Origin of the sequence: Akkermansia sp. UNK.MGS-1, from assembly GCF_000980515.1 — a bacterium.
GTDB lineage: Bacteria > Verrucomicrobiota > Verrucomicrobiia > Verrucomicrobiales > Akkermansiaceae > Akkermansia > Akkermansia muciniphila.
Genome location: NZ_LBCB01000014.1, coordinates 102,773 through 122,453, shown reverse-complemented (window position 1 = coordinate 122,453; position 19,681 = coordinate 102,773). Strand labels below are relative to the sequence as shown.

Here is a 19,681-nt window from a genome sequence, read left to right as displayed (position 1 = left end):
CTACCGGTGACGGGAAACATGCACCGTTACGGAAACGCTGTCCGTCCGCGGCAGGATGAACTTGCGCAGAGTAACAACCACGTGCCGCGCGCCGAACTCCTTCAGGCAAACCTTTCCCATATCCTCCGCCAGCGTTTCCACCAGCTTGCGCGGGCGCGCCATGGCCTCCGCCCGGAGCGCACGGGCCATGGAATCATAACAGACGGTTCTGGAAAAATCATCGTTCAGTCCGGACAAGGCCTCCTCCGGATAAAAAGTGATGTCCGCTTTCAGGGTCTGCATGGAAGCGCGCTCCTCGTCCGGAACGCCGATGAAGGTATCCAGTTCAAGACCGTTGATGTTAATGGAATCCTGCGTATCGGAAGGGAGCGCGTAACGGCGCATCAGCGTGCGCAGAACAAGCAGGTCCGGAACAATCATGTCCGGTTTGGCCTTGGAAAGCTGCGCAGCGTCATTATAGCCGGTCAGGACGGCAATGGATGTGATGCCTGCGTGATGGGCCGTTTCCACATCATGCTGCATGTCCCCGATAAATGCGGTTTCATGGGCATGCAGCCCATGCTGGGCCAGCAGGGTATGAATGTGGGCATCCTTATGGCGGATGCCCGCATGAATGGCTTCAAAATATTCCATCATGCCCAGCTCCCTGCATTGGGTATCAAACTCCTTGGCGTCCACGCTGGTAAGAATAAAGCAGCGCACGCCGCGCGCGCGGCAGAACTCCAGGAATTCCCGGGCATTCGGCAGCACTTCCACCGGAGCATTGGAAACGCGGAAGGCGTACCGGAAATGGTCTTCCAGTTCATCCAGATCCGCGTGGGGGAGCACCCGGGCATAATAGTCCGGATAGGGAAGCTGGAATTCCGCGCGAAATTCATCCCTGTTCATGCAGGGTTTCCCGTATTGGGAAAAGACGTAGTTGGAGGCGTCCAACGTCAGGGCCAAGTCGTCCACCAGGGTGCCGGACCAGTCGAAAATGATATTTTTAAACATGGGAATGCGTATGAAAAAACTCAGTCCAGGGCGTACCGCATGGCGGCCAGGCCGAAAAAGGCGGCCGTCTCCACCCGGAGAACGATAGGGCCAAGCGTGACGGGAACAAACCCCGCTTCCAACGCCATGGCCGTCTCCCGGTCCGTAAAATCCCCCTCCGGCCCCACCAGCAGAGAAGCGTGACGGACGGAACGGGAACGAGCGGCCTCCAGCACTTCCCTGACCGGCCGCACTCCGGGCGCCAGAGAGGCGATAATATTCAGTCCTTCCGGAATTCCTCCGCGCAGCCATTCCGCAAAGGGAACGGGAAGCGCCACTTTCGGCAGCGTGTTCTGGCCGCACTGCTTGCAGGCCTCCAAGGCGATGCGCTGCCATTTCTGCCTTTTGGCCTCAGCCTCCCGGGCATTCAGGCGCACGATCGTGCGGTCCGTCACGAGCGGAACAATAGCAGAAACCCCCAGTTCCACAGACTTTTGGATAATGAGATCCATGTTGGCCCCCTTGGGAACAGCCTGGCACAACGTCAAATGGGCCACGGGGGGAGAAGGAGGGCATTCCTCCCCCGGAACCAGCAGCACGCCGGAGCTGCGCGGAGGTTCCGCCACCACAGCGTGGGCCGCACGGCCGCAACCGTCAAACACGATGCAGGAGTCACCCTGCTGCAGGCGCAGAACCTTGGCGGCATGGTGCGCTTCATCCCCTCGCAGCTCCCAGGCGGGAGCAGCCCATTCGGAAGGCGGGAGGAAAAAGCGGGCCATGTCTGAAAAAGGGAAACGGACCTTATTTGCCCTTCAGGTAACGCGCCGCCTTGTCGGCAAACTCCACGCAAGCCGGCTGGTTCCGATTTTCATCCAGGGCAGAGGCAAACGCGTTCAGCTTATCCACCTGCTCCTTGGTAAGCCGGGAGGGGATTTCCACCTCCACCTCCACCAGCATATCCCCCACGTCCGAACCGCGAAGGGCCTTTACCCCCTTGCCGCGCAGACGGAAGATCATGCCGTTCTGCGTTCCTTCCGGCAGCTTGATGGTGGCCGCGCCTTCCAGCGTGGGCACTTTCAGCCTGCCGCCGGAAACAGCCAGGGAAAGCGGAACCGGAACCGTGCAGCTCAGGTCGTTGCCCTCCCTCTGGAAAATATCGTGCGGTTTGACGTCAATAAACACGTGCAGATCCCCGGTAGGGCCGCCATGCACCCCGGCATCCCCTTCCCCGGCGATGCGGAGCTGGCTGCCCGTGGCAACGCCCGCAGGAATACGGATGGTGATGTGGGAATCCTCCCTGACGCGCCCTTCCCCGCGGCAGACGGGGCATGGGTCCGAGATGATTTCCCCGGTGCCGTGGCAGGTGGGGCAGGTGGACTGCTGGACGAAAAAGCCGCTCTGCTGGGTAATGATGCCGCGCCCCTGGCAGGTAGGACAGGACTTGAACGCTTCCTTTCCATCCCTGGCCCCGGTACCGTGGCAGGTCTTGCAAGTCACCAGACGCTCAATCTCAAGCTTCTTGGTGCATCCCTTCGCAGCCTCTTCCAGCGTGATGTCCAAATCATAGCGCAAATCGGAACCGGGTCTCTTGGTGGACCTTTTCTGGCCGCCGCGGCCGGCGCCTCCGAACATATCCGCAAAACCGCCCATTCCGGAAAACATCTGGGCGAAAATATCCATCGGATCCTGGAACCCTCCCCCGGCATAACCGCCGCCCGCAGCGGGACCGCCCTGTTCAAAGGCGGCATGGCCGAAGCGGTCGTAGGCAGCCCTCTTGTCCGCATCGGAAAGCACCTCATAGGCCTCTCCCAGCTCCTTGAACTTTTCTTCTGCGGACGGGTCGTCCGGGTTGCGGTCCGGATGGTACTTTAAGGCCAGCTTGCGATAGGCCTTCTTAATCTCATCGTCAGTAGCGTCCTTGGAAACGCCGAGAATTTCGTAATAATCTTTTTTAGCCATGTGGCGTGAATGTTAAAAAAACGGTCAGACTTGCGGTTCGGGGTCCGGAGTATGGGCGACAACCACGTTCGCCGGGCGCAGAAGCCTGTCTTTCAGCATATACCCCTTGCGGATAACGCGCAGAACGGTGCCTTCCGGCTGGTCGGAGGGTTCCCGCTGAAGAGCTTCCTCCGTGGCGTGGTCAAACATGCTTCCCACCACAGGCTCCACGGCGCTCACGCCATTGCCGGCGAGAAATTCGTCCAGCTGCTTCTTCACCATGCTCATGCCGATGTAAATCATGGAGGAGGCATCTGCGCTGGCGGCGGCCATGCCCATTTCAAAATTATCAATGACGGGTAGAAGTTCTTCCAGCAGGCGCTGATTGGCGAACTTGGCGCATTCCTCCTTTTCCTTCACCATGCGCTTGCGGTAGTTATCATATTCCGCAGCAGTGCGCATGGCGGTATCCCGCCATTTAAGCAATTCCTCTTCCAGGGAAGGTTCCGCCACCTTCTCCTCGGCAGGAGCATCCTGCACCTGTTCCTGCACCTCCAGCTCTTCCGCTTCCGCGTTTTTCTCTTTCTCTTCGTCGCTCATGCGGGCAATGTAAATTCTTTTACCGGATGCGTCAACGGCCTGCTAAGACATGGATGACGTTTGACGCGTAATGGACCGCGCCTGATGCAACCCTTCTACGCATAAAGAAAATGCCTGCCTTCCGCCCGGCTTTCCTAAGCTCCGGAAATATCCTCCGCAGAAAGCAGCCGGGCAAGTTTTCCCTCGCATCCGTCCGGCAGTTCCACCACTTTCAGCCGGGAGGATTCCCCGCGCAGCAGGCTGATGGAGGAACGGGGAATGTCCAGCCATGCGGACAGGAAAAGGACGACGACCTTGTTCGCCTTTCCCTCCACGGGAGGCGCGGCAATGCGCAGCTTCAGCGCGCGGCCGGCACGGGGATCTTCCTCCCATCCCACGGCCTCGCTCTTCTTCGCATTGGGAATAACTTTCAGAGCCAGTTTCATACCGTTTCCATGCCGGACTTCCCGTGCTGCCTGGCCACCAGATCCCCATACCTGATTAAACCGCCGCCAAACAAATCCAAAGCGCTCCCCACCGTGGCATCCATGGTTCCGCCGCTCAAAGCATCTATTTCGTCAATATCCTGAATGCGGCTGATGCCTCCGGCATATGTCATGGGCAGGCGGCGCCAGTTTCCCAGCATTTCCACCAGTTCCCGGTCAATGCCGGTGCAGAGCCCTTCCACATCCGCCGCATGAATAAGAAACTCCGCGCAATATTCCGCCAGAACATCCAGCGTCTCCGCCGTTACCCGGAGTTCCGTCAAAGTCTGCCACCGGTTCATGGCCACGGCCCAGCCTCCCTGAACCCTGCGGCAGCTCAAATCCAGCACCAGCCGTTCCGCGCCCACTGCGAAAACAAGATCCTTCAGCCTGTCCATCCGCAGCGTTCCCTCCGCATCAAACAGGCAGGAAGTAACAATCACATGGCTGGCCCCGGAGGAAATCCATTCCTCCGCGTTTTCCGGCGTCATGCCGCCGCCCACCTGAAGGCCTCCCGGCCATGCCGCCAGGGCCTCCCGCGCCACATGGTCGTTCCCTGGGCCCAGCTTGATCACATGCCCTCCGCTCAGACCGTCCCTGCGGTACAAATCCGCATACCATGCCGCGCCGCGGTCGGAGACGAAATTGGTGCGCAATGAAACGCCATCCTGCGTCAGGGTTCCGCCCACAATCTGCTTCACGCGCCCGCCGTGTAAATCAATGCATGGTCTGAATCTCGTCACGCGGTCACTTTGCCCGGGGCGCCCCTCCAGGTCAAGACGGTATTCCCTTTACCCCTTCCCTGAATGACGGGCATGGAAAATTACACAAAACGGGACGGGGACTCCGCTCTATCGGATAACTGCCGTCAACCACCATTCAAAAAACCGATGAACAACAACCCTGCCGGAAACCATCTTCTTGCCTGCTGCGCCGGAAGCGCCATATCTGCCCTCCTGGCCTTTTCTTCCCCCGTCGCGGAAGCCGGAATTCACCTGCATGGCGAAATCCGCGTACCTGCGGCAGGGCAGGCCGTTTTCCTGTATGACCCCTCCGGATTCCCCATCTGGGGATATTCCCCATGCGGACGGCCCATTTACGCCTATACCCCTGCAGGCGCAACCATTTACGTCATCAGGGACATCTACCGCGGCTGCCATGTTCCTGCATGGAACCCCAGGCCGCATTACCACGGCCCTTTCTGGCCGGCGGGCGTCTGCCGCAGACATCATGCCGCACGCCTTACGCCATGCCCGCCCCCTTTCCGGCCCCACCGCCCCAGGCGCCCACATGAAGGGCCCCCTCCCCGTTTCCACCGCCGGTAAAACGCATCCCCATCCTCCGCAAAGCAAGAGGCCGGCCCAATCCTTCCTTTTTATTCCGGGAAAGAAAGGCCGTACCAGCCTTCCCCCAGCAGCCTGACCAGCGTAAAGGAATATTCCCCCTTGCGGTTGGGCTCTTTGCTGCGGGAAAGGAGAACCCGCGCGCGGAGCATGTCAGCCTCGTCATTGGCGTTCAACACCCGGTATGGGGAATGTTCCATCTCCTCATTGATCTTAAACAACATGAACAAACGCTTGCCCATTTCCGATTTTCTGGGGACATACACCATGGGCCGGGCAATGCTGCGCTCTTCGGAACCGTTCATCCCGGGAGCAATCAGCTTAAATGCGTAGTCATCCTTATTTTCCGACATGCGCTCCCGAACCATCCATACGCGGAATTCCGCAATATCCTCCCCTTTTCCCCGTACAAAATCCTCCCAGTTCATCGGCTGAAAGCGGGCAAACTGCTGCCAGTCCAGCTTCCAGGAACCATCCTGTTCATCCTTGAAAAAACAGAATTCCATATCGGGAGTCTTTTCAAAACCAACCAGGAGCTGGGCGCAGGGATGCCCCTCCACCTCAAACACGGCAAAGCTTTTAGGCCCCTTAGGCCTGCTGACAATCGCCTCAGGCGGAGACATGGCGTAATGCCTGACCATTAAAGGAAGCGATTGCAGGGACTTCCACACAAAAGAGGATTTTTGCACCACATCCGCGGCGCTCAGATATTTCTGTGCCTCCGCCAGGCAGTTGCGCAGCAGGTCCTGCTTTTCCATCGGAGAAATGTGATAAGGAGGCCAGAAACTATAGTCCACCCTGTCTTTCAGAGCGGCTTTCAATTCTCCGGACAACATCTCCGGCGTGGCGCAAATCCGCGCGGCCGCTCCGGAATCCAGGGATGCCTGGCGCTTCTGGAGCCAGAAGAAAAGACCGCCGAAAAACATTCCCAGCGCGATCACGAAAAAGATGACGGAAAGAATGCGGCCCAGCGCAAAGCCCGCTTTTCCGCCGCGCCTGCGCGCGGCCGGAGAAAGGAACAGCTTTTTTTCAAATAAATCACTCATTTCAAAACGGAAATATCCACAGAAAACAATCGCGGAAAGACGGTCACACACTACCGGAACGCCCAAGGCAGCGCAACGATAAAAAACAGACACATTTTTTTATCCCTGCCGGAGAAAATTGTTTCACATCCACATGCGGGTGATGTACATTAAACCGGACGAGTTTCAAGAGCTCCCATCTTACCTTTCACCCCCTCTTTTTAACGCCATGTTTGGATCATTCACTACCGTTCCCGCCCCCAAGGGCAATAAAAATCCTGAATCCACCCCCAGCTGGATGGATGTAGCCAAGAGCCAGGACATTCCCGAACCGGTTGCGGAAGCCGTGCCTTCCTACGCCCCCACCACCCGTGTCCAGCAGCTGACCCGCAATGTGCTGAACTCCGATGTGGAGGTAATCGGTTCTCTGTGTTTTTCCGATGACCTGCTGATTGACGGCACCGTGGAAGGCGACATTTCCTCCGAAGGGGTGCTTTCCGTAGGCCAGAACGCCGTCATCCGGGCGGAAATCAACACCAAATCCGTCATCATCCACGGCAAGGTCATCGGCAATGTAACAGTCACGGACCGCGTGGAACTGAAAAGCACGGCGGAACTCGTAGGTGACATCCAGGCCGCCTCCCTGGCTATTGAAGGCGGTGCAATCTTCATCGGCCATTCTACCGTAGGCGCCCCCACGGTAGGAGCTACAGGAGCTTCCGCCGCCAAGAAGGCGGCTTCCGTCCATGCCTTCGCTCCGGAGCCGGCCCCCCCTGCTCCGGCCAGCCAGAGCACGCTGGATATTGACGCGGAATAAAAAACTCTCCGCCTGCTACTTTCAAGGGCGGCAAAAGAACGGTCCGTTCTTTTGCCGCCCTCTTTGTTCCATGAACCCCATCTTCCATCCCGTCCCCCGGATCAGCGCCGCGCCCTCTGGGAAAATCAGCCACCCCTCCCCGGCGCCGCCCTGGACACTCCCGCCAACTGCGGAAAGCAACCCGGCGCCTGCCCGGGAGGTGGAATGCTTCTCCTGCCGCAAAATCACTTCCGTCCCCGCCACGGCAGTTTCCGCCAGGTGCGGCCATTGCTCCGCGTATATCAAACTGGACGACGTCATTTTACACAGCAGAACGCACCGGACCAAGGTGCAGACCTGCGGAAGCGTTACCGTGCAGGCCAATGCAGATCTGAAGGGGCTGAACATCGAATGCCGTGACCTGGTCTTATACGGCAGGGCTTCCGGCGACTTCCTGTGCCGCGGCGTCTGCAAAATCAAAACGGACCAGCACATCTCCGGCTCTATCTGCGCCCGCAGGATGGTGGTGGAAAAAAAGACGACGGTGCTGGTCACAGGAACCATCCGCGTGGAAAACATCTGGATACAGGGGTCTCTGGAAGGAACGCTTACGGCGGATGAAACCGTCACCATCCACCGGCACGCCAAATTCCTGGGAGATATCACGGCGCGCCGCCTCATCATTGAGGAAGGAGGCACGCACCAGGGAGCCTTTACCCGCCTTACGTGACATGAATCTTCCCATCTCCATCCGCGGCGCGCGCCAGCACAACCTCCGGAACCTGGATCTGGATCTTCCGTCCAACAAGCTCATCGTATTCTGCGGCCCTTCCGGCTCCGGAAAATCTTCCCTGGCGTTTGATACGCTTTTTTCCGAATCCCGCAGGCGTTTTCTGGACTGCCTGTCGGCACGCTCCAGGCAGGGCATGGATCAACCGGAAAAACCGGAAGTGGACAGCATTACCGGGCTGCCCCCGGCCCTGTGCCTGGAGCAATCCGCCAGGCAGCAGAGTTCCCGCACCCTGCTGGGGAGCATCACGGAAATTCTGGACTACCTGCGCATCCTTTACGCGGCTGCCGGCACGCCCCATGACCCGGAGACAGGAAAGGAACTGGAACGCAAGAGTCCGGACCGGATTACGGAGGAACTCGTTTCCCTGCCGGAACACACGCGCCTGATTCTGGCCGCTCCGGCGGAAAACCTGCTGGCCCAGGATCCCGCAGCGACGCTGGGCGACTTCCAGCGGCAGGGCTTCCTCCGGGTTTACTGGAACGGAGAAATGCGGGATATTGAAGAAATAAGTTCCCCCGTCCCCCCGCCTCCGGACGCGGCCCTGGTCATTGACCGCCTCATCGTCAGAGGGGAAAATACGGCCTCGCGCATTGCGGATTCCCTGCAAACGGCTCTCCGTATCAATCCGGACGAAGTGCGGGCCATCATCACCATACCAGGAGAGGAAGCCTCAATCCGGGCCTTTCACACCCGCTACCGCAATCCGGAAACAGGCTTCCTTCTGCCCCAGCTTACGCCCCGCCATTTTTCCTTCAACTCCCCGCTGGGGGCATGCCCCTCCTGCCGGGGAACCGGCCTGAATGAACAGGAAAACGGTCCGTGCCGCGCCTGCGGGGGCCAGCGTCTTTCCCCTCTGGCCCTGGCCGTCACCATGCCTGCGCCGGACCGGGCCTACAATCTCGCGGAACTGACGGCTCTTCCTCTGGAAGATATGGCAGGAGAACTGGAACGACTGAAAACGCCCTCCTCCCTGGCGGCGGCATTGACCCCGCTCATGGAGGAAATCAACAAACGCGTGCGCTTCCTGAATGAGCTGGGACTCTCCTACCTGTCCCTGGACCGCCAGGCAAACACCCTCTCCGGAGGCGAACTGCAGAGGGCGCGCCTGGCTTCCCAGCTGGGAGGCGGCCTTTCCGGAGTCCTTTACATCCTGGACGAACCCACGGCCGGACTGCACCCCGCCGATACGGACCGCCTGCTCCGCGCTCTCCGGACGCTCCGGAACCAGGGCAACACAGTACTGGTCGTAGAGCATGATGAACAAATTCTAACCGCGGCGGATCACCTGGTGGACATGGGCCCCGGCTCCGGAACCAACGGAGGCCGTATTCTGGCACAGGGCTCCCTTGCGGAGATACTGGAAAATGCCGAAAGCCCCACCGGAGAATGGCTTTCAGGCAAGCGAAATATGCCCGCCTCCGGACGCAAGACGGCTCCTGCGGGGCGTCTGGTACTGACCGGTGCGGACAAGCACAACCTCAACAACGTCACTCTGAATATCCCGGTCGGCACACTGACCTGCATCTCCGGCCCTTCCGGTTCAGGAAAATCCACCCTTGTCCGGGACTGCCTCATCCCCGCAGTCAGGCAAGACCTCTCCGGGAAAAAGGGTATTCCGCTCCGCGTGCAGGGAACGGAACACTTCAACCGCCTCGTCGTCATCGACCAGTCGCCCATCGGCAAAACGCCGCGCTCCACACCGGCCACCGCTACCGGCCTGCTCCAGGTGCTGCGCCCCCTTTACGCACAGCTCCCCCTTTCCAAGCAGAGGGGATATACGGCGGCGCGCTTTTCCCCCAACATTCGCGGAGGCCGCTGTGAACGTTGCCAGGGAACGGGCATGATTGAAGTGGACATGAACTTTCTGGGAAACGTGGCAATGCCCTGCGACGCCTGCCAGGGGCAGTGCTACAACAGGGAAACGCTGGAAGTCACCTGGAAAGGGAAATCCATTGCCCAGGCGCTGGCCCTGACCGTGGACGAAGCGGCGGAATTCTTTTCCTCCCTGCCCAGAGCCGCCGCCATCCTGAAAAGCATGCAGGACGTAGGGCTGGGATACCTCAATCTCAACCGCAGGGCGGACACCCTTTCCGGCGGAGAATCCCAGCGCATAAAAATAGCTGCGGAACTGGCCAAAGCCCCGTCCTGGAAACTGGCGGAAGACGGGAAAAGGGCCCTGTTCATTCTGGACGAACCCACCAGCGGCCTTCACTTCAATGAAGTGGCCCTTCTCCTGGCAGCCCTTTTCCGTCTGAGGGATGCCGGGCACACCATCCTCTGCGTGGAACACCACAAGGACCTGCTCAATGCCGCGGACTACCTGGTGGACATGGGCCCCGGAGCCGGCAGGCACGGCGGCAATATCGTGGCCGAGGGCTCCCCCGCAGATGTAGCGTCCAATCCGGAATCGCCCACTTCTCCCTGGCTCGTCCCCCGTTAACAACGGCAGCCCCTGAAAATCACTCATCTGTCCTGTCCTCCGGACATCCCGTTCCCGGCGTCTTCGGGAAAAAATCTGCCTCCCGGAGTTTATTCGTCTCCTTCCCCTATTTATTATCTTGACGACCTCCCTGTTTTTTAACAAAAAAAGGAATTACGTATTCCTTTTTCCTATGACTCTCCGTTTCCTCTCTTCGGCTCTGGCGGCGTTGTTACTTCCCGGAACGCTTCATGCCGCGCCCGTATTCCTTGAAAACGTCTCCGAATCCGGCGGATGGTATGATTGCAATAAAAAAACCAAATGGACATGGGGGACCAAGCCCCACCCCACCAACCCGTTAAATCCTCCGGTTTCCGCACGGCCTACAGAATGGCTGTACCTTCCTTATGACCAGAATATCTGCTGGGCGGCGGCGGCATCCAACGTTCTCCAATGGTGGCAGGATACCAGAAGCGACCTGAAATCCACCACGCCCAACGGGAAATCCGCCACTTACGATGTCATGCCGCAGGTCGCCCAGCTGGCCATTTACCAAACCATCTCCACGAACTGGACAAACAGCGGAGGCTCCGTGGAACAGGCCTACAACTGGTGGGTCAACGGCGGGATGCTGGATACCACCGCCTATCCGAGCCTTTCTACGACGACAGCTCCCGGAGGATACTGGAAAGAGCTGGGACTGACAGTCCCGCAGTCCTCAAGCGGAGGAGCTGTTGACAACCCCTTATTTTCCGCATACAGCTTCTGGGAAGGAGACACCAGAAGCGGCGTTTACCAGAAACTGACAAACAGCATCAACAACAACTGGGGAACCACGCTGACCGTCGGGGAAGAAGGGAGAGGCCACGCCATCACCATGTGGGGCTACGACACGGACAAAGACGGCAATCTGATTATCTACCTGACGGATTCGGACGACTACGCTGTGGAAATGTTCCGCCAGAAAGTAGTCGTGAACGACTATACGGACGAATACGGCTCCTCCCACTGCGATATTTATCTGACCAGCCTGGATGGAGAAAACGACGTGTACAGTTATAATTACGAGGAAGCGGGACTGTCGGGCATCCGCCTGGGGGAAATACAGAGCTTCACCGCTCCGCTGGGAGATCTGAGAATCCCGGAACCCGGCGCCGGAATCCTCTTCCTCTGCGGTTCATTCCTTGCCCTGTCCCGCCGCAGGCGCGCTGGACGGTAACGCTTTCCGAACTCCGGCCCCAATAAAAACGGGTCTTGATTCTTATGGGGGAAATGTGCAGAATCGGCGAGCGCACAAGTTCAGGAGAGCAAAAATTGTCCCAGTGTTCCCCAGTGCGGTTACCTGTGAAATGAATGACGCTTCCCACAACCACGGCGAGCAGGAAAACACCGTCTCCACCTATTCCGTCGACGTAGAAACCCTTCAGCAAATAGCTCTGAAAGGAGACGCCCAGGCACTGTTCCAGCTGGCAATCAACTACGAACAGGGGCGCGGGGTGGCGGAAAACCAGCAGGAAGCTTTCTACTGCTACCAGCAGGCGGCGGAACTGGGCCACGTTACCGCCCAGCTCAATCTGGGATGGGCCTATTCCAACGGCATCGGCGCCCCTCAGGACAACGACAAGGCCTTTTACTGGTACCGGAAAGCCGCCGAACAGGGGCACCCCACCGCGCAATTTGACCTTGGGTTCTGCTATGTCAACGGCTTGGGAGTGGAAAAAGACGAACACCAGGCCATCGGGTGGTACAAAAAAGCGGCGGAACAGGGCCATGCGGTAGCCCAGCTCAACCTCGGCTGGATTTATGCCAACAGCCCCAGCCGGAAAAACTGGGAACAGGCCGTATACTGGTACAAGCAGGCCGCGGAACAGGGAGACCCCCGCGCCCAGTATAACCTGGCCTGGTGCTATGGCAACGGAAGCGGGACCCCCAAAAACCCGCGGAAAGCCGCTTACTGGTATGAAGAAGCCGCCATGCAGAACCACGCTACGGCCCAATACAATCTGGGCTGGTGCTATGAAAACGGTTTCGGCGTGGAGCCGGATCTGGACAAAGCGCTGGTGTGGTATCACAAATCAGCCCTTCAGGGCCAGATTACGGCCCAATACACGCTGGGATGGTGCTACGGCAACGGCCGGGGCATGGAAGTGGACATGGCCAAAGCCGTCCACTGGTACACCAAAGCCGCAGAACAGGGGCATACAACAGCCCAGCTCAACCTGGGGTGGTGCCATCTGAACGGAAAAGGAACGCCCGTCAACCGGGAAGAAGCCCTGAAATGGTACCTTAAGGCGGCAGAACAGGGCAACGCCACAGCCATGTTTAATGTGGGCAACTGCTACGCCCACGGCTACGGCATTGAGCAGGACGATAAACAGGCGGAAGAATGGTATCTGAAAGCCGTCCGGCACGGCAACAAAAAGGCCGCCAGCGCCCTGCGCCATCTGGCTTCCAAACAGGAAAAAGAGAAAAAACGGACTCGGAGGACTGAAAAGTCGTTTTCCTGCCTGCCTCCCCGGGAAATCCCATCTCCTTGACGTGGCTCCGGTCATCAACACATGCGGGAAAACATGTCCCCGCCCGGAAATAGATACCTGACAGCCGTCAAAACCCCGGACAGTCATCGCCGCCTCTTCCTTCCGTCCGCCGGGCCTTTTCGGGACAGCCGTTCCACGGCCTCCGGAAGCCGGGACGCGCCATCGCCGCCCAGCGCGGCGTCAATATCTTCCAGCGCATGAATCAGGTCAATGACCTCCCGGCGGGGCAAGGCGCCCCCGGCCGGCACGCAGAAATGAGTGCGGCACGCTAACGGCCTGCCTTCATAAATCATGCATTTTCTCTGCCCGCTTAAAAAAGGGCAGCTCCCGTCCGGAGGCAGCTCCAGCCGGGTACGTCCGGAAGCGCGCCACGCCTTCCAGGCCACCCATGCCTCACCCAGCGTTACATGCGGCGTCTCCCCGGTCAGGCGGAACCGGCAGCAATCCGCAGCGCCGGTACAGAAACGCTGGGCGCGGGAAGCGCGGAAAGCGCCTTCATCCAGAAGGCGCCGCACCTCCATCAGCATCCCGGCGGAGGGAGCCATTCCCCCCGCCTTTCCCTGGCGGCATTTGCCACGCGCCATGACTGAACCGGTTAACAGGTCAGGCCGTCCGCCTTCGCCTGGTTCCAGTACGCATACTCGGAACGGTTGAAATCCACGTATTCCGGAGACAAATCCGTGGTATACACCGTATGGGAAAACTCGCCCCGATTCAAATTGATATCCACCTGGAACGCGGGAACCTGCACGGCCTGCCGCAAATCGTCGGACGGAGTATCCGCCTGCACGCCGCCGCGGCAGGCGGCCAGACCGGCGATGTCAATGTCTATCTTCTCTTCGTCCACCTTTGCTCCGCAGTAGCCCACAGCATGAATAATGCGCCCCCAGTTGGGATCGTTCCCGTTCCAGGAACTCTTCACCAGGGAAGACTTGGCTACGGCTTCCGCCGCTTTTTTAGCTTCATCCTCCGTGCGGCCTCCCGTCACATGCACGGTGACGAACTTGGTCACCCGCTCTCCGTCCTGCACGATGTGCTTGGCCAGTTCCAGCATCACATGGGCCAAAGCCTGCTGGAATGCGTAAATATCTTCCGGAGTTTCCAGCTTCACGCCGGATGCCCCATTCGCCATCACCAGAACCGTGTCATTCGTGCTCATGTCTCCATCAATGGTGATGCAGTTAAAAGAACTCTTCACTCCGGACTGGACGCACAGCTCCAGCACATCGCGGGAAACGCCCGCATCCGTCGTGATAAAACACAACATGGTCGCCATGCAGGGATTGATCATGCCCGCCCCTTTGCAGCAGGCGCCGATGCGCACGGGTTTACCCTGCACTACAAACTCAATGGCAATGATTTTCTCCTTCGTGTCGCTGGTCATCACGGCCTGGGCCACCTCATGCCCCTTGTCACGGGAAAGCCCCTCCGCCAATTCCGGAAACTTCGGGTAAATGCGCATCATAGGCATTGGCAGGCCAATCACGCCGGTGGAACATACGGCCACTTCTGCAGGCTTCAGCCCCAGAAGCTCCGCAACGCTGCGGCATTCGCCCCTGGCGTCCTCCACCCCACGGGTTCCGGTGCAGGCGTTCGCGTTCCCGCTGTTCGCTACGATGGCGCGGATATTTCCTTTCCGGAGATGCTCCCGGCTCACCTTCACGCAGGCGGCCTGCACGCGGTTGGTCGTAAACGTTCCTGCGGACACGCAGGGTTCCGTGGAATAAATCAGGGCCAGGTCCAGACGCGTGGCTGTAGGCTTCTTGATGCCGCAGCTTACGGCGCTCCCCAAAAATCCCCGGGGCGCGCAAACGCCCCCGTCAACCGGAATATAGGATGAATCATTCATCGTCTTGAAAGTGTCTTTCAACATATCAAAAAGCTACAGAACCCACAAGCCTTCCGTTTCATCAAATCCGCACATGATATTGAAGGACTGAACGGCCTGGCCCCCCGCCCCCTTCACCACATTATCCTCCGCGCTCATCAGAATCACGCGGTTCGTGCGGGGATCATAAGCCCAGCCAATGTCCACGCAGTTCGTCCGCGTTACATTCTTGGTATCCGCAGGCTGGTTGCGCCCCAGAAGGCGGACGAACGGGGCCGCGGCATAAGCTTCTTCCAGCAGGCGGCCGACGCATTCGGGGTCCGCCCCCTTTTTCACTTTGGCCGTAATCGTGGAGCAGATGCCCGTATTAACGGGAATCAGATGGGGGGTAAAGGACATCACCACCGTTTCCCCCGCGGCATGGGAAAGCTCCTGTTCAATTTCGCTCAAATGGCGGTGTTTCGGCACTCCGTAGGCATGAAAACTCTCATTGCACTCGCAGAACAGCAGCGGAATGGACGCCTTGCGCCCCGCTCCGCTCACGCCGCTGCCGGAACAGACCACCACGTCCTCCGGCTCCAGCATGCCCGCCTTGAACAAGGGAATGAGAGGCAAAAGAATGCTGGTGGGATAGCAGCCGGGAGAAGCCACAATGCGAGCCCGGGCAATCTCCTCCCGGCGCCACTCCGGCAAGCCGTACACGGCTTCCTGCATCAGGGCCGTATCCGGGTGGGGGTTCCCGTAATACTCTTCGTACACCTCCGGGCTGTCCAGACGGAAATCCGCGCTCAGGTCAATCACGCGCACGCCCCTGTCCACCAGGCCGCGGGCATAGGAAGCAGCCACGCCATGAGGCAGGGCCAGAAAAGCGACCTCCGCCCCAGTAGCGGCAATCGCCTCCACATCGGAATCCGTAAACTTCAGACCGGAACCCGGAACCTGACGGAAACGGGGAAAAACCTCCCACAACGGCTGCCCGGCATACTGGCGGGAAGTAGCGCACACCAGCTTCACCCCGCGATGGTTCAGCAGGATGCGCAACAATTCCTGCCCGGTGTAGCCACTGGCCCCGACGACTGCAACTTGAACTTGCTTCATGACAAAAAAGGTATGCTATGAAAAAAGACTCTTGCCAACACTAAAGTTTTCCTATATACACCTCGCCGTCATGAGACACGACCCCGGTCGGTCCGAGTTCATCGGGTTGTAGCGCAGTCTGGTAGCGCACCTGCATGGGGTGCAGGGGGTCGCAGGTTCGAATCCTGTCAACCCGACCATTTTCCCATTCGTGAGGCCTTGCAGAATGAAGTATTCTGCAAGGCCTCAAACTTTTTTGCTCTGCACGGTATTCCACCCGGTCCTATGGTTCTGCCATGCATCACATTCTGAATGCATGACAATTTTCCAAAACCAAATATACACCGCCCTCAAAGCAGGAAGTCTGATCCTCCCTCCCTTTGGAAAAATTAATCGGGAAAATTATCACAAGATACATTTCCTCCCTCTTGCTAATAAACAAAAAAATCCTGGGTATTTGCCGGGTTCATGCCATTCATATTCATTGCCATTTCCTCTCCGACCGGCCCGCTACTCCGCTTCCCTGCCGTGAGACAGGACAAACCGGAACCGGGAAGAAACAGTTTTTTATTGCGTTGCAGGCAGGTAAATCATATACCCCGCCGGTTCAGACTTCACCTTTTCCCCCTTGCTTTCATGCCATCCATTTCCTTTCTGAATCATCTCGGAGCCCTGCTGACGCTTTGGCTTCTCCTATGCTGCGGCGCACCAGCGGCGGAAAACGGCAGAATCCTGATGGTGACGGAAGCGACTTTCCCTCCCTACGAATTCCGGGACGGAAACACCATCCTGGGCATTGACCCGGAAATCATGCGGGAGGTAGCCCGGCGCACCGGCAGGGAGCTGGTCATTGAAGACATGAGCTTTGATTCCGTGATTACGGCTGTAGTTTCCGGGAAGGCGGACGCAGCCGCCTCCGGAATCACGGTTACGCCGGAACGCAGGAGGAAAGTGGACTTCTCCATTCCCTATGTGGAAGCCGCTCAGGTTATCATCGTTCCCAAAGGTTCTCCCATCCGGAAGCGGGAAGATATCCGCGGCAAAAGAATTGGAGTGCAGCACGGGGCCACGGGAGACATTTACGTCACACGGAACATCCAGCAGCCGGAACGCTTCCCTAACGGAGCGCTGGCTGTGGCCGCCGTGGCGGCAGGCAAGGTGGACGCCGCCGTCATTGACCAGGATCCGGCAAAAATGTACGTAGCGGGCAATGAGCGGCTGGAAATTCTGCCGGAACCCCTCACTTCCGAATCCTACGCCATTGCCGTCCGCAAGGGAGATACGGTTCTCCTTCAGGATATTAACGACACCATTGCAGCATTGAAAGCCTCCGGAAAGCTGGAGGAAATACGGAACGCTTATGCGGCCATGCAGGTTAAATCCGCTGCCGGTCCCGAACAACACGCTTCCGGAGGGGGCTGGCTGGAAAATACATGGCTGGACCTGAAAGAATCCTTTTATGTCAATTTCATGCAGGAAGGCCGCTGGAAATACCTGACCAACGGCTTTCTGGTGACGGTGGAGGTCTCTTTCTTTTCCGTTCTGCTGGGCATTCTGGTGGGCTTTGTGGTGGCCGTCATCCGCGCCACGCATGACAAAACGGGCAATCTCCGTTTCCTGAATGCCCTCTGCAAACTGTACCTGACAGCCATCCGCGGCACGCCGGTGGTCGTTCAACTGCTCATGATCTATTTTGTCATCTTCGGCTCCGTGGATGTCAGCAAAGTGTTGGTGGCCGTGGTGGCCTTCGGCTTCAACTCAGGCGCCTATGTAGCGGAAATCATCAGAGGCGGCATTATGTCCATTGACAAAGGACAATTTGAAGCCGGGCGCAGCCTCGGCCTGGGATATGCCCAAACCATGATTTACATTATCCTGCCCCAGGCCTTTAAAAATGTACTTCCCTCTCTGGGAAACGAATTTATCGTACTGTTGAAGGAGACCAGCGTCTCCGGCTATATCGCCCTCCAGGATCTGACCAAGGGCGGCGACATCATCCGGAGCCAGACTTATACCGCCTTCATGCCGCTGACGGCCGTGGCCTTGATTTACCTCTCCGTGGTCATGCTGTTCAGCTGGATGCTCGGCAAACTGGAAAGAAAACTGAAAAACAATGAATGAACATCCTGGAAACACTCCCATGTTCCAAATCAGCCATTTGGTTAAGGAATTCAACTCCGTGCCGGCAGTCAACGATGTCACCACGAAAATTGACCGGGGTGAAGTGGTCTTCATCGTAGGCCCGTCCGGTTCCGGTAAAAGCACCTTCCTGCACTGCCTGAACCTGCTGGAGGAACCGACCTCCGGAGAAATCCGTTTCAAGGGAAAGCTGATTACCTCTCCCGGAACGGACGTCAATCAATTCCGCCAGCATGTAGGCATGGTTTTCCAGCATTTCAATCTTTTCCCGCACCTGACCATTCTGGAAAATATCACCATCGCCCCGGTTAAAACGGGACGCTCCAGCAGAAAGGAGGCAGCAGACCAGGCGGAAACCCTTCTCCAACGCATTGGGCTGTACGGCAAGAGGCACTCCTATCCCCTCCAGCTTTCCGGAGGCCAAAAGCAGCGCATCGCCATCGTGCGCGCCCTAGTCATGAATCCGGATGTCATCCTGTTTGACGAGCCGACATCAGCCCTGGACCCGGAAATGGTGGGAGAAGTGCTCTCCCTGATGAAGGAGCTGGCGCAGGGAGGACTGACGATGGTAGTGGTTACCCATGAAATAGGGTTCGCGCGGGAGGTGGCTTCCCGCGTCCTGTTCATGGATAAAGGGAAAATTGTGGAAGAAGGGCCTCCGGACCGCGTTATCGACCGCCCCGCCAATCCCAGACTGCAGGAGTTTTTTTCCAAGGTGCTCTGACACGGGCAGTTCTGGAAAAAATACAGAGGAAGAGAGGAAGAACCTCTCTCTTACCGCCTGCGCCTATAAACCAAGCAATTTAGAATAACCTTCTCTTTCCTTCCCCGGACAACGGGAAGCCTCTGTTCTCTACAACATGATCTCCACGTTATAAGACTCGTCAATCAACAGATAGTCACAGCCATAGAACCTGCATTTTTCAAGATTGTCCCTGTTTTCACGCAGCAACTCTTCCTGCGTAACGGGAGAACTCTCCATGCGCCGTTCAATCGCATTCTCATGGTTCAGGATATCATGATAATGCCTTTGAATATAATTTTCTGAAAAAATAAGGCATACATACCGTATCCGTTCCCGGCAGGCCTGCGTAAAATCCTTCTTCCAGTCAAAGGGAATATAGCAACCTTCCACCACTAAATTTTGACCGTTTTCAATCGCGGTCTTTACTATTTCTTTGATAATGCCCCAGAGGAAGGGAGTCAGCTCTTCATCGGGGCTTTCAGGAAAGAAAGGGCATATCCCGCTGCGTATCAACCCCATCTTTAAATGGTCAATGGATAAATAGGGATAGGAATATTTTTCAAGCACCCGCTGCGCCGCGAGTGTTTTCCCTGTATGCGTGCTGCCGCCAATCAAAAGAATCATAAGACTTCCCTCCCTGGCATTTCATAAGAAAGAACCCCAATCTTTCCCATGCAGCCAATATCCGGCATCCTTTCGTATTCGTTGGTGATATCCATACTTAACCAGTTGCCAACATACTCACAGGATTCTCTGCATGCAGTGCATTCCGTAAAATAATCACCTTGAACATCAATCGTAAGCAATGCCTGCATCAGCTTGCTCTCTCTTCATTTTTTCAGTTCCTTCCGGAACGGACAAGAAAAAACACAAGGTCTCCCGCCCCTCTCCGTTGCCCGCCGGAATAAAAGCTGTTACGGTTCTCGTCCGCAGAAATAAAAATAACCTTCCTACAGCAAAGCCTTTGCCGTTTCCGGCAAAGGCTTTGAACACGGCGTCCCATTA

Annotated in this window: 20 protein-coding genes, 1 tRNA gene and 1 pseudogene; 10 read left to right on the top strand and 12 right to left on the bottom strand. The window is 57.7% G+C overall.

What is annotated here, in order from left to right:
• The 6 genes from WW58_RS13415 to hisA all read right to left on the bottom strand — a co-directional run bounded on the left by WW58_RS13415 (position 1) and on the right by hisA (position 4,717).
• Positions 1 to 993 carry an HAD hydrolase-like protein gene (locus tag WW58_RS13415; RefSeq protein ID WP_022197535.1) on the bottom strand — a complete coding sequence of 331 codons (993 nt, stop codon included), beginning with the start codon at positions 991 to 993 and terminating at the stop codon, positions 1 to 3.
• A gap of 20 nt (positions 994 to 1,013) precedes the next feature.
• Positions 1,014 to 1,751 (bottom strand): 16S rRNA (uracil(1498)-N(3))-methyltransferase, encoded by a 738-nt coding sequence (locus WW58_RS09150; protein WP_046437061.1) that lies wholly within the window; start codon positions 1,749 to 1,751, stop codon positions 1,014 to 1,016.
• 22 nt (positions 1,752 to 1,773) lie between these two features.
• Positions 1,774 to 2,931 (bottom strand): molecular chaperone DnaJ, encoded by a 1,158-nt coding sequence (gene dnaJ / locus WW58_RS09145; protein ID WP_046437058.1) that lies wholly within the window; start codon positions 2,929 to 2,931, stop codon positions 1,774 to 1,776.
• A 24-nt stretch (positions 2,932 to 2,955) separates the two neighbouring features.
• On the bottom strand, positions 2,956 to 3,510 hold the full coding sequence (locus WW58_RS09140; RefSeq protein WP_022197538.1) for a nucleotide exchange factor GrpE: 555 nt from the start codon (positions 3,508 to 3,510) through the stop codon (positions 2,956 to 2,958).
• 134 nt (positions 3,511 to 3,644) lie between these two features.
• Complete coding sequence (locus WW58_RS09135) at positions 3,645 to 3,935, bottom strand: DUF167 domain-containing protein (RefSeq protein ID WP_022197539.1); 291 nt, start codon at positions 3,933 to 3,935, stop codon at positions 3,645 to 3,647.
• Entirely contained in the window at positions 3,932 to 4,717 is a 786-nt protein-coding gene (hisA, locus tag WW58_RS09130; protein ID WP_046437054.1) for a phosphoribosylformimino-5-aminoimidazole carboxamide ribotide isomerase, read from the bottom strand. Before hisA ends, WW58_RS09135 begins: the two co-directional genes overlap by 4 nt.
• Before the next feature lie 147 nt (positions 4,718 to 4,864).
• Between hisA and WW58_RS09125 the strand changes: the two genes are divergently transcribed.
• A complete protein-coding gene (locus WW58_RS09125) occupies positions 4,865 to 5,299 on the top strand; it encodes a hypothetical protein (RefSeq protein ID WP_046437053.1) in 435 nt (144 codons plus the stop codon).
• A gap of 50 nt (positions 5,300 to 5,349) precedes the next feature.
• Here WW58_RS09125 and WW58_RS09120 read toward each other — a convergent pair whose 3' ends face one another.
• Positions 5,350 to 6,363 carry a hypothetical protein gene (locus WW58_RS09120; RefSeq protein WP_128153882.1) on the bottom strand — a complete coding sequence of 338 codons (1,014 nt, stop codon included), beginning with the start codon at positions 6,361 to 6,363 and terminating at the stop codon, positions 5,350 to 5,352.
• A 208-nt stretch (positions 6,364 to 6,571) separates the two neighbouring features.
• Between WW58_RS09120 and WW58_RS09115 the strand changes: the two genes are divergently transcribed.
• The 5 genes from WW58_RS09115 (at position 6,572) to WW58_RS09095 (ending at position 12,887) form a co-directional block, all read left to right on the top strand.
• Complete coding sequence (locus WW58_RS09115; RefSeq protein WP_237970352.1) at positions 6,572 to 7,159, top strand: bactofilin family protein; 588 nt, start codon at positions 6,572 to 6,574, stop codon at positions 7,157 to 7,159.
• Between the two features lie 70 nt (positions 7,160 to 7,229).
• Entirely contained in the window at positions 7,230 to 7,868 is a 639-nt protein-coding gene (locus WW58_RS09110; RefSeq protein ID WP_046437049.1) for a polymer-forming cytoskeletal protein, read from the top strand.
• Between the two features lies 1 nt (position 7,869).
• Positions 7,870 to 10,371: an excinuclease ABC subunit UvrA gene (locus tag WW58_RS09105; protein WP_046437047.1), complete on the top strand. Its 2,502-nt coding sequence runs from the start codon at positions 7,870 to 7,872 to the stop codon at positions 10,369 to 10,371.
• Between the two features lie 172 nt (positions 10,372 to 10,543).
• Positions 10,544 to 11,569 carry a hypothetical protein gene (locus WW58_RS09100; RefSeq protein WP_022197546.1) on the top strand — a complete coding sequence of 342 codons (1,026 nt, stop codon included), beginning with the start codon at positions 10,544 to 10,546 and terminating at the stop codon, positions 11,567 to 11,569.
• A 130-nt stretch (positions 11,570 to 11,699) separates the two neighbouring features.
• Positions 11,700 to 12,887 (top strand): tetratricopeptide repeat protein, encoded by a 1,188-nt coding sequence (locus WW58_RS09095; protein WP_022197547.1) that lies wholly within the window; start codon positions 11,700 to 11,702, stop codon positions 12,885 to 12,887.
• Between the two features lie 83 nt (positions 12,888 to 12,970).
• On the opposite strand, the gene WW58_RS09090 is transcribed toward WW58_RS09095, so the two are convergent.
• The 3 genes from WW58_RS09090 to argC are packed head-to-tail and all read right to left on the bottom strand — an operon-like array spanning position 12,971 to position 15,813.
• Positions 12,971 to 13,471 carry a YkgJ family cysteine cluster protein gene (locus WW58_RS09090; protein ID WP_022197548.1) on the bottom strand — a complete coding sequence of 167 codons (501 nt, stop codon included), beginning with the start codon at positions 13,469 to 13,471 and terminating at the stop codon, positions 12,971 to 12,973.
• Positions 13,472 to 13,482: 11 nt separating this feature from the next.
• The gene (argJ, locus tag WW58_RS09085; RefSeq protein ID WP_022197549.1) at positions 13,483 to 14,760 is read right to left on the bottom strand and encodes a bifunctional glutamate N-acetyltransferase/amino-acid acetyltransferase ArgJ; all 1,278 of its coding nucleotides are present in this window, start codon (positions 14,758 to 14,760) and stop codon (positions 13,483 to 13,485) included.
• Between the two features lie 9 nt (positions 14,761 to 14,769).
• A complete protein-coding gene (argC, locus tag WW58_RS09080) occupies positions 14,770 to 15,813 on the bottom strand; it encodes an N-acetyl-gamma-glutamyl-phosphate reductase (protein WP_022197550.1) in 1,044 nt (347 codons plus the stop codon).
• A gap of 102 nt (positions 15,814 to 15,915) precedes the next feature.
• Here argC and WW58_RS09075 point away from each other — a divergent pair.
• The 4 genes and pseudogenes from WW58_RS09075 to WW58_RS09065 all read left to right on the top strand — a co-directional run bounded on the left by WW58_RS09075 (position 15,916) and on the right by WW58_RS09065 (position 18,655).
• A tRNA-Pro gene (locus WW58_RS09075) sits at positions 15,916 to 15,992 on the top strand.
• Positions 15,993 to 16,260: 268 nt separating this feature from the next.
• Positions 16,261 to 17,142, top strand: a pseudogene (locus WW58_RS13790) (transporter substrate-binding domain-containing protein); the annotation flags it as partial.
• Between the two features lie 120 nt (positions 17,143 to 17,262).
• On the top strand, positions 17,263 to 17,913 hold the full coding sequence (locus WW58_RS13785; protein ID WP_046437217.1) for an ABC transporter permease subunit: 651 nt from the start codon (positions 17,263 to 17,265) through the stop codon (positions 17,911 to 17,913).
• Complete coding sequence (locus WW58_RS09065; RefSeq protein ID WP_123052439.1) at positions 17,906 to 18,655, top strand: amino acid ABC transporter ATP-binding protein; 750 nt, start codon at positions 17,906 to 17,908, stop codon at positions 18,653 to 18,655. Before WW58_RS13785 ends, WW58_RS09065 begins: the two co-directional genes overlap by 8 nt.
• Positions 18,656 to 18,784: 129 nt before the next feature.
• On the opposite strand, the gene WW58_RS09060 is transcribed toward WW58_RS09065, so the two are convergent.
• Positions 18,785 to 19,300: a zeta toxin family protein gene (locus tag WW58_RS09060; RefSeq protein WP_046437043.1), complete on the bottom strand. Its 516-nt coding sequence runs from the start codon at positions 19,298 to 19,300 to the stop codon at positions 18,785 to 18,787.
• Between the two features lie 168 nt (positions 19,301 to 19,468).
• A complete protein-coding gene (locus WW58_RS13405) occupies positions 19,469 to 19,669 on the bottom strand; it encodes a hypothetical protein (protein ID WP_128220526.1) in 201 nt (66 codons plus the stop codon).
• Positions 19,670 to 19,681: the final 12 nt, after the last annotated feature.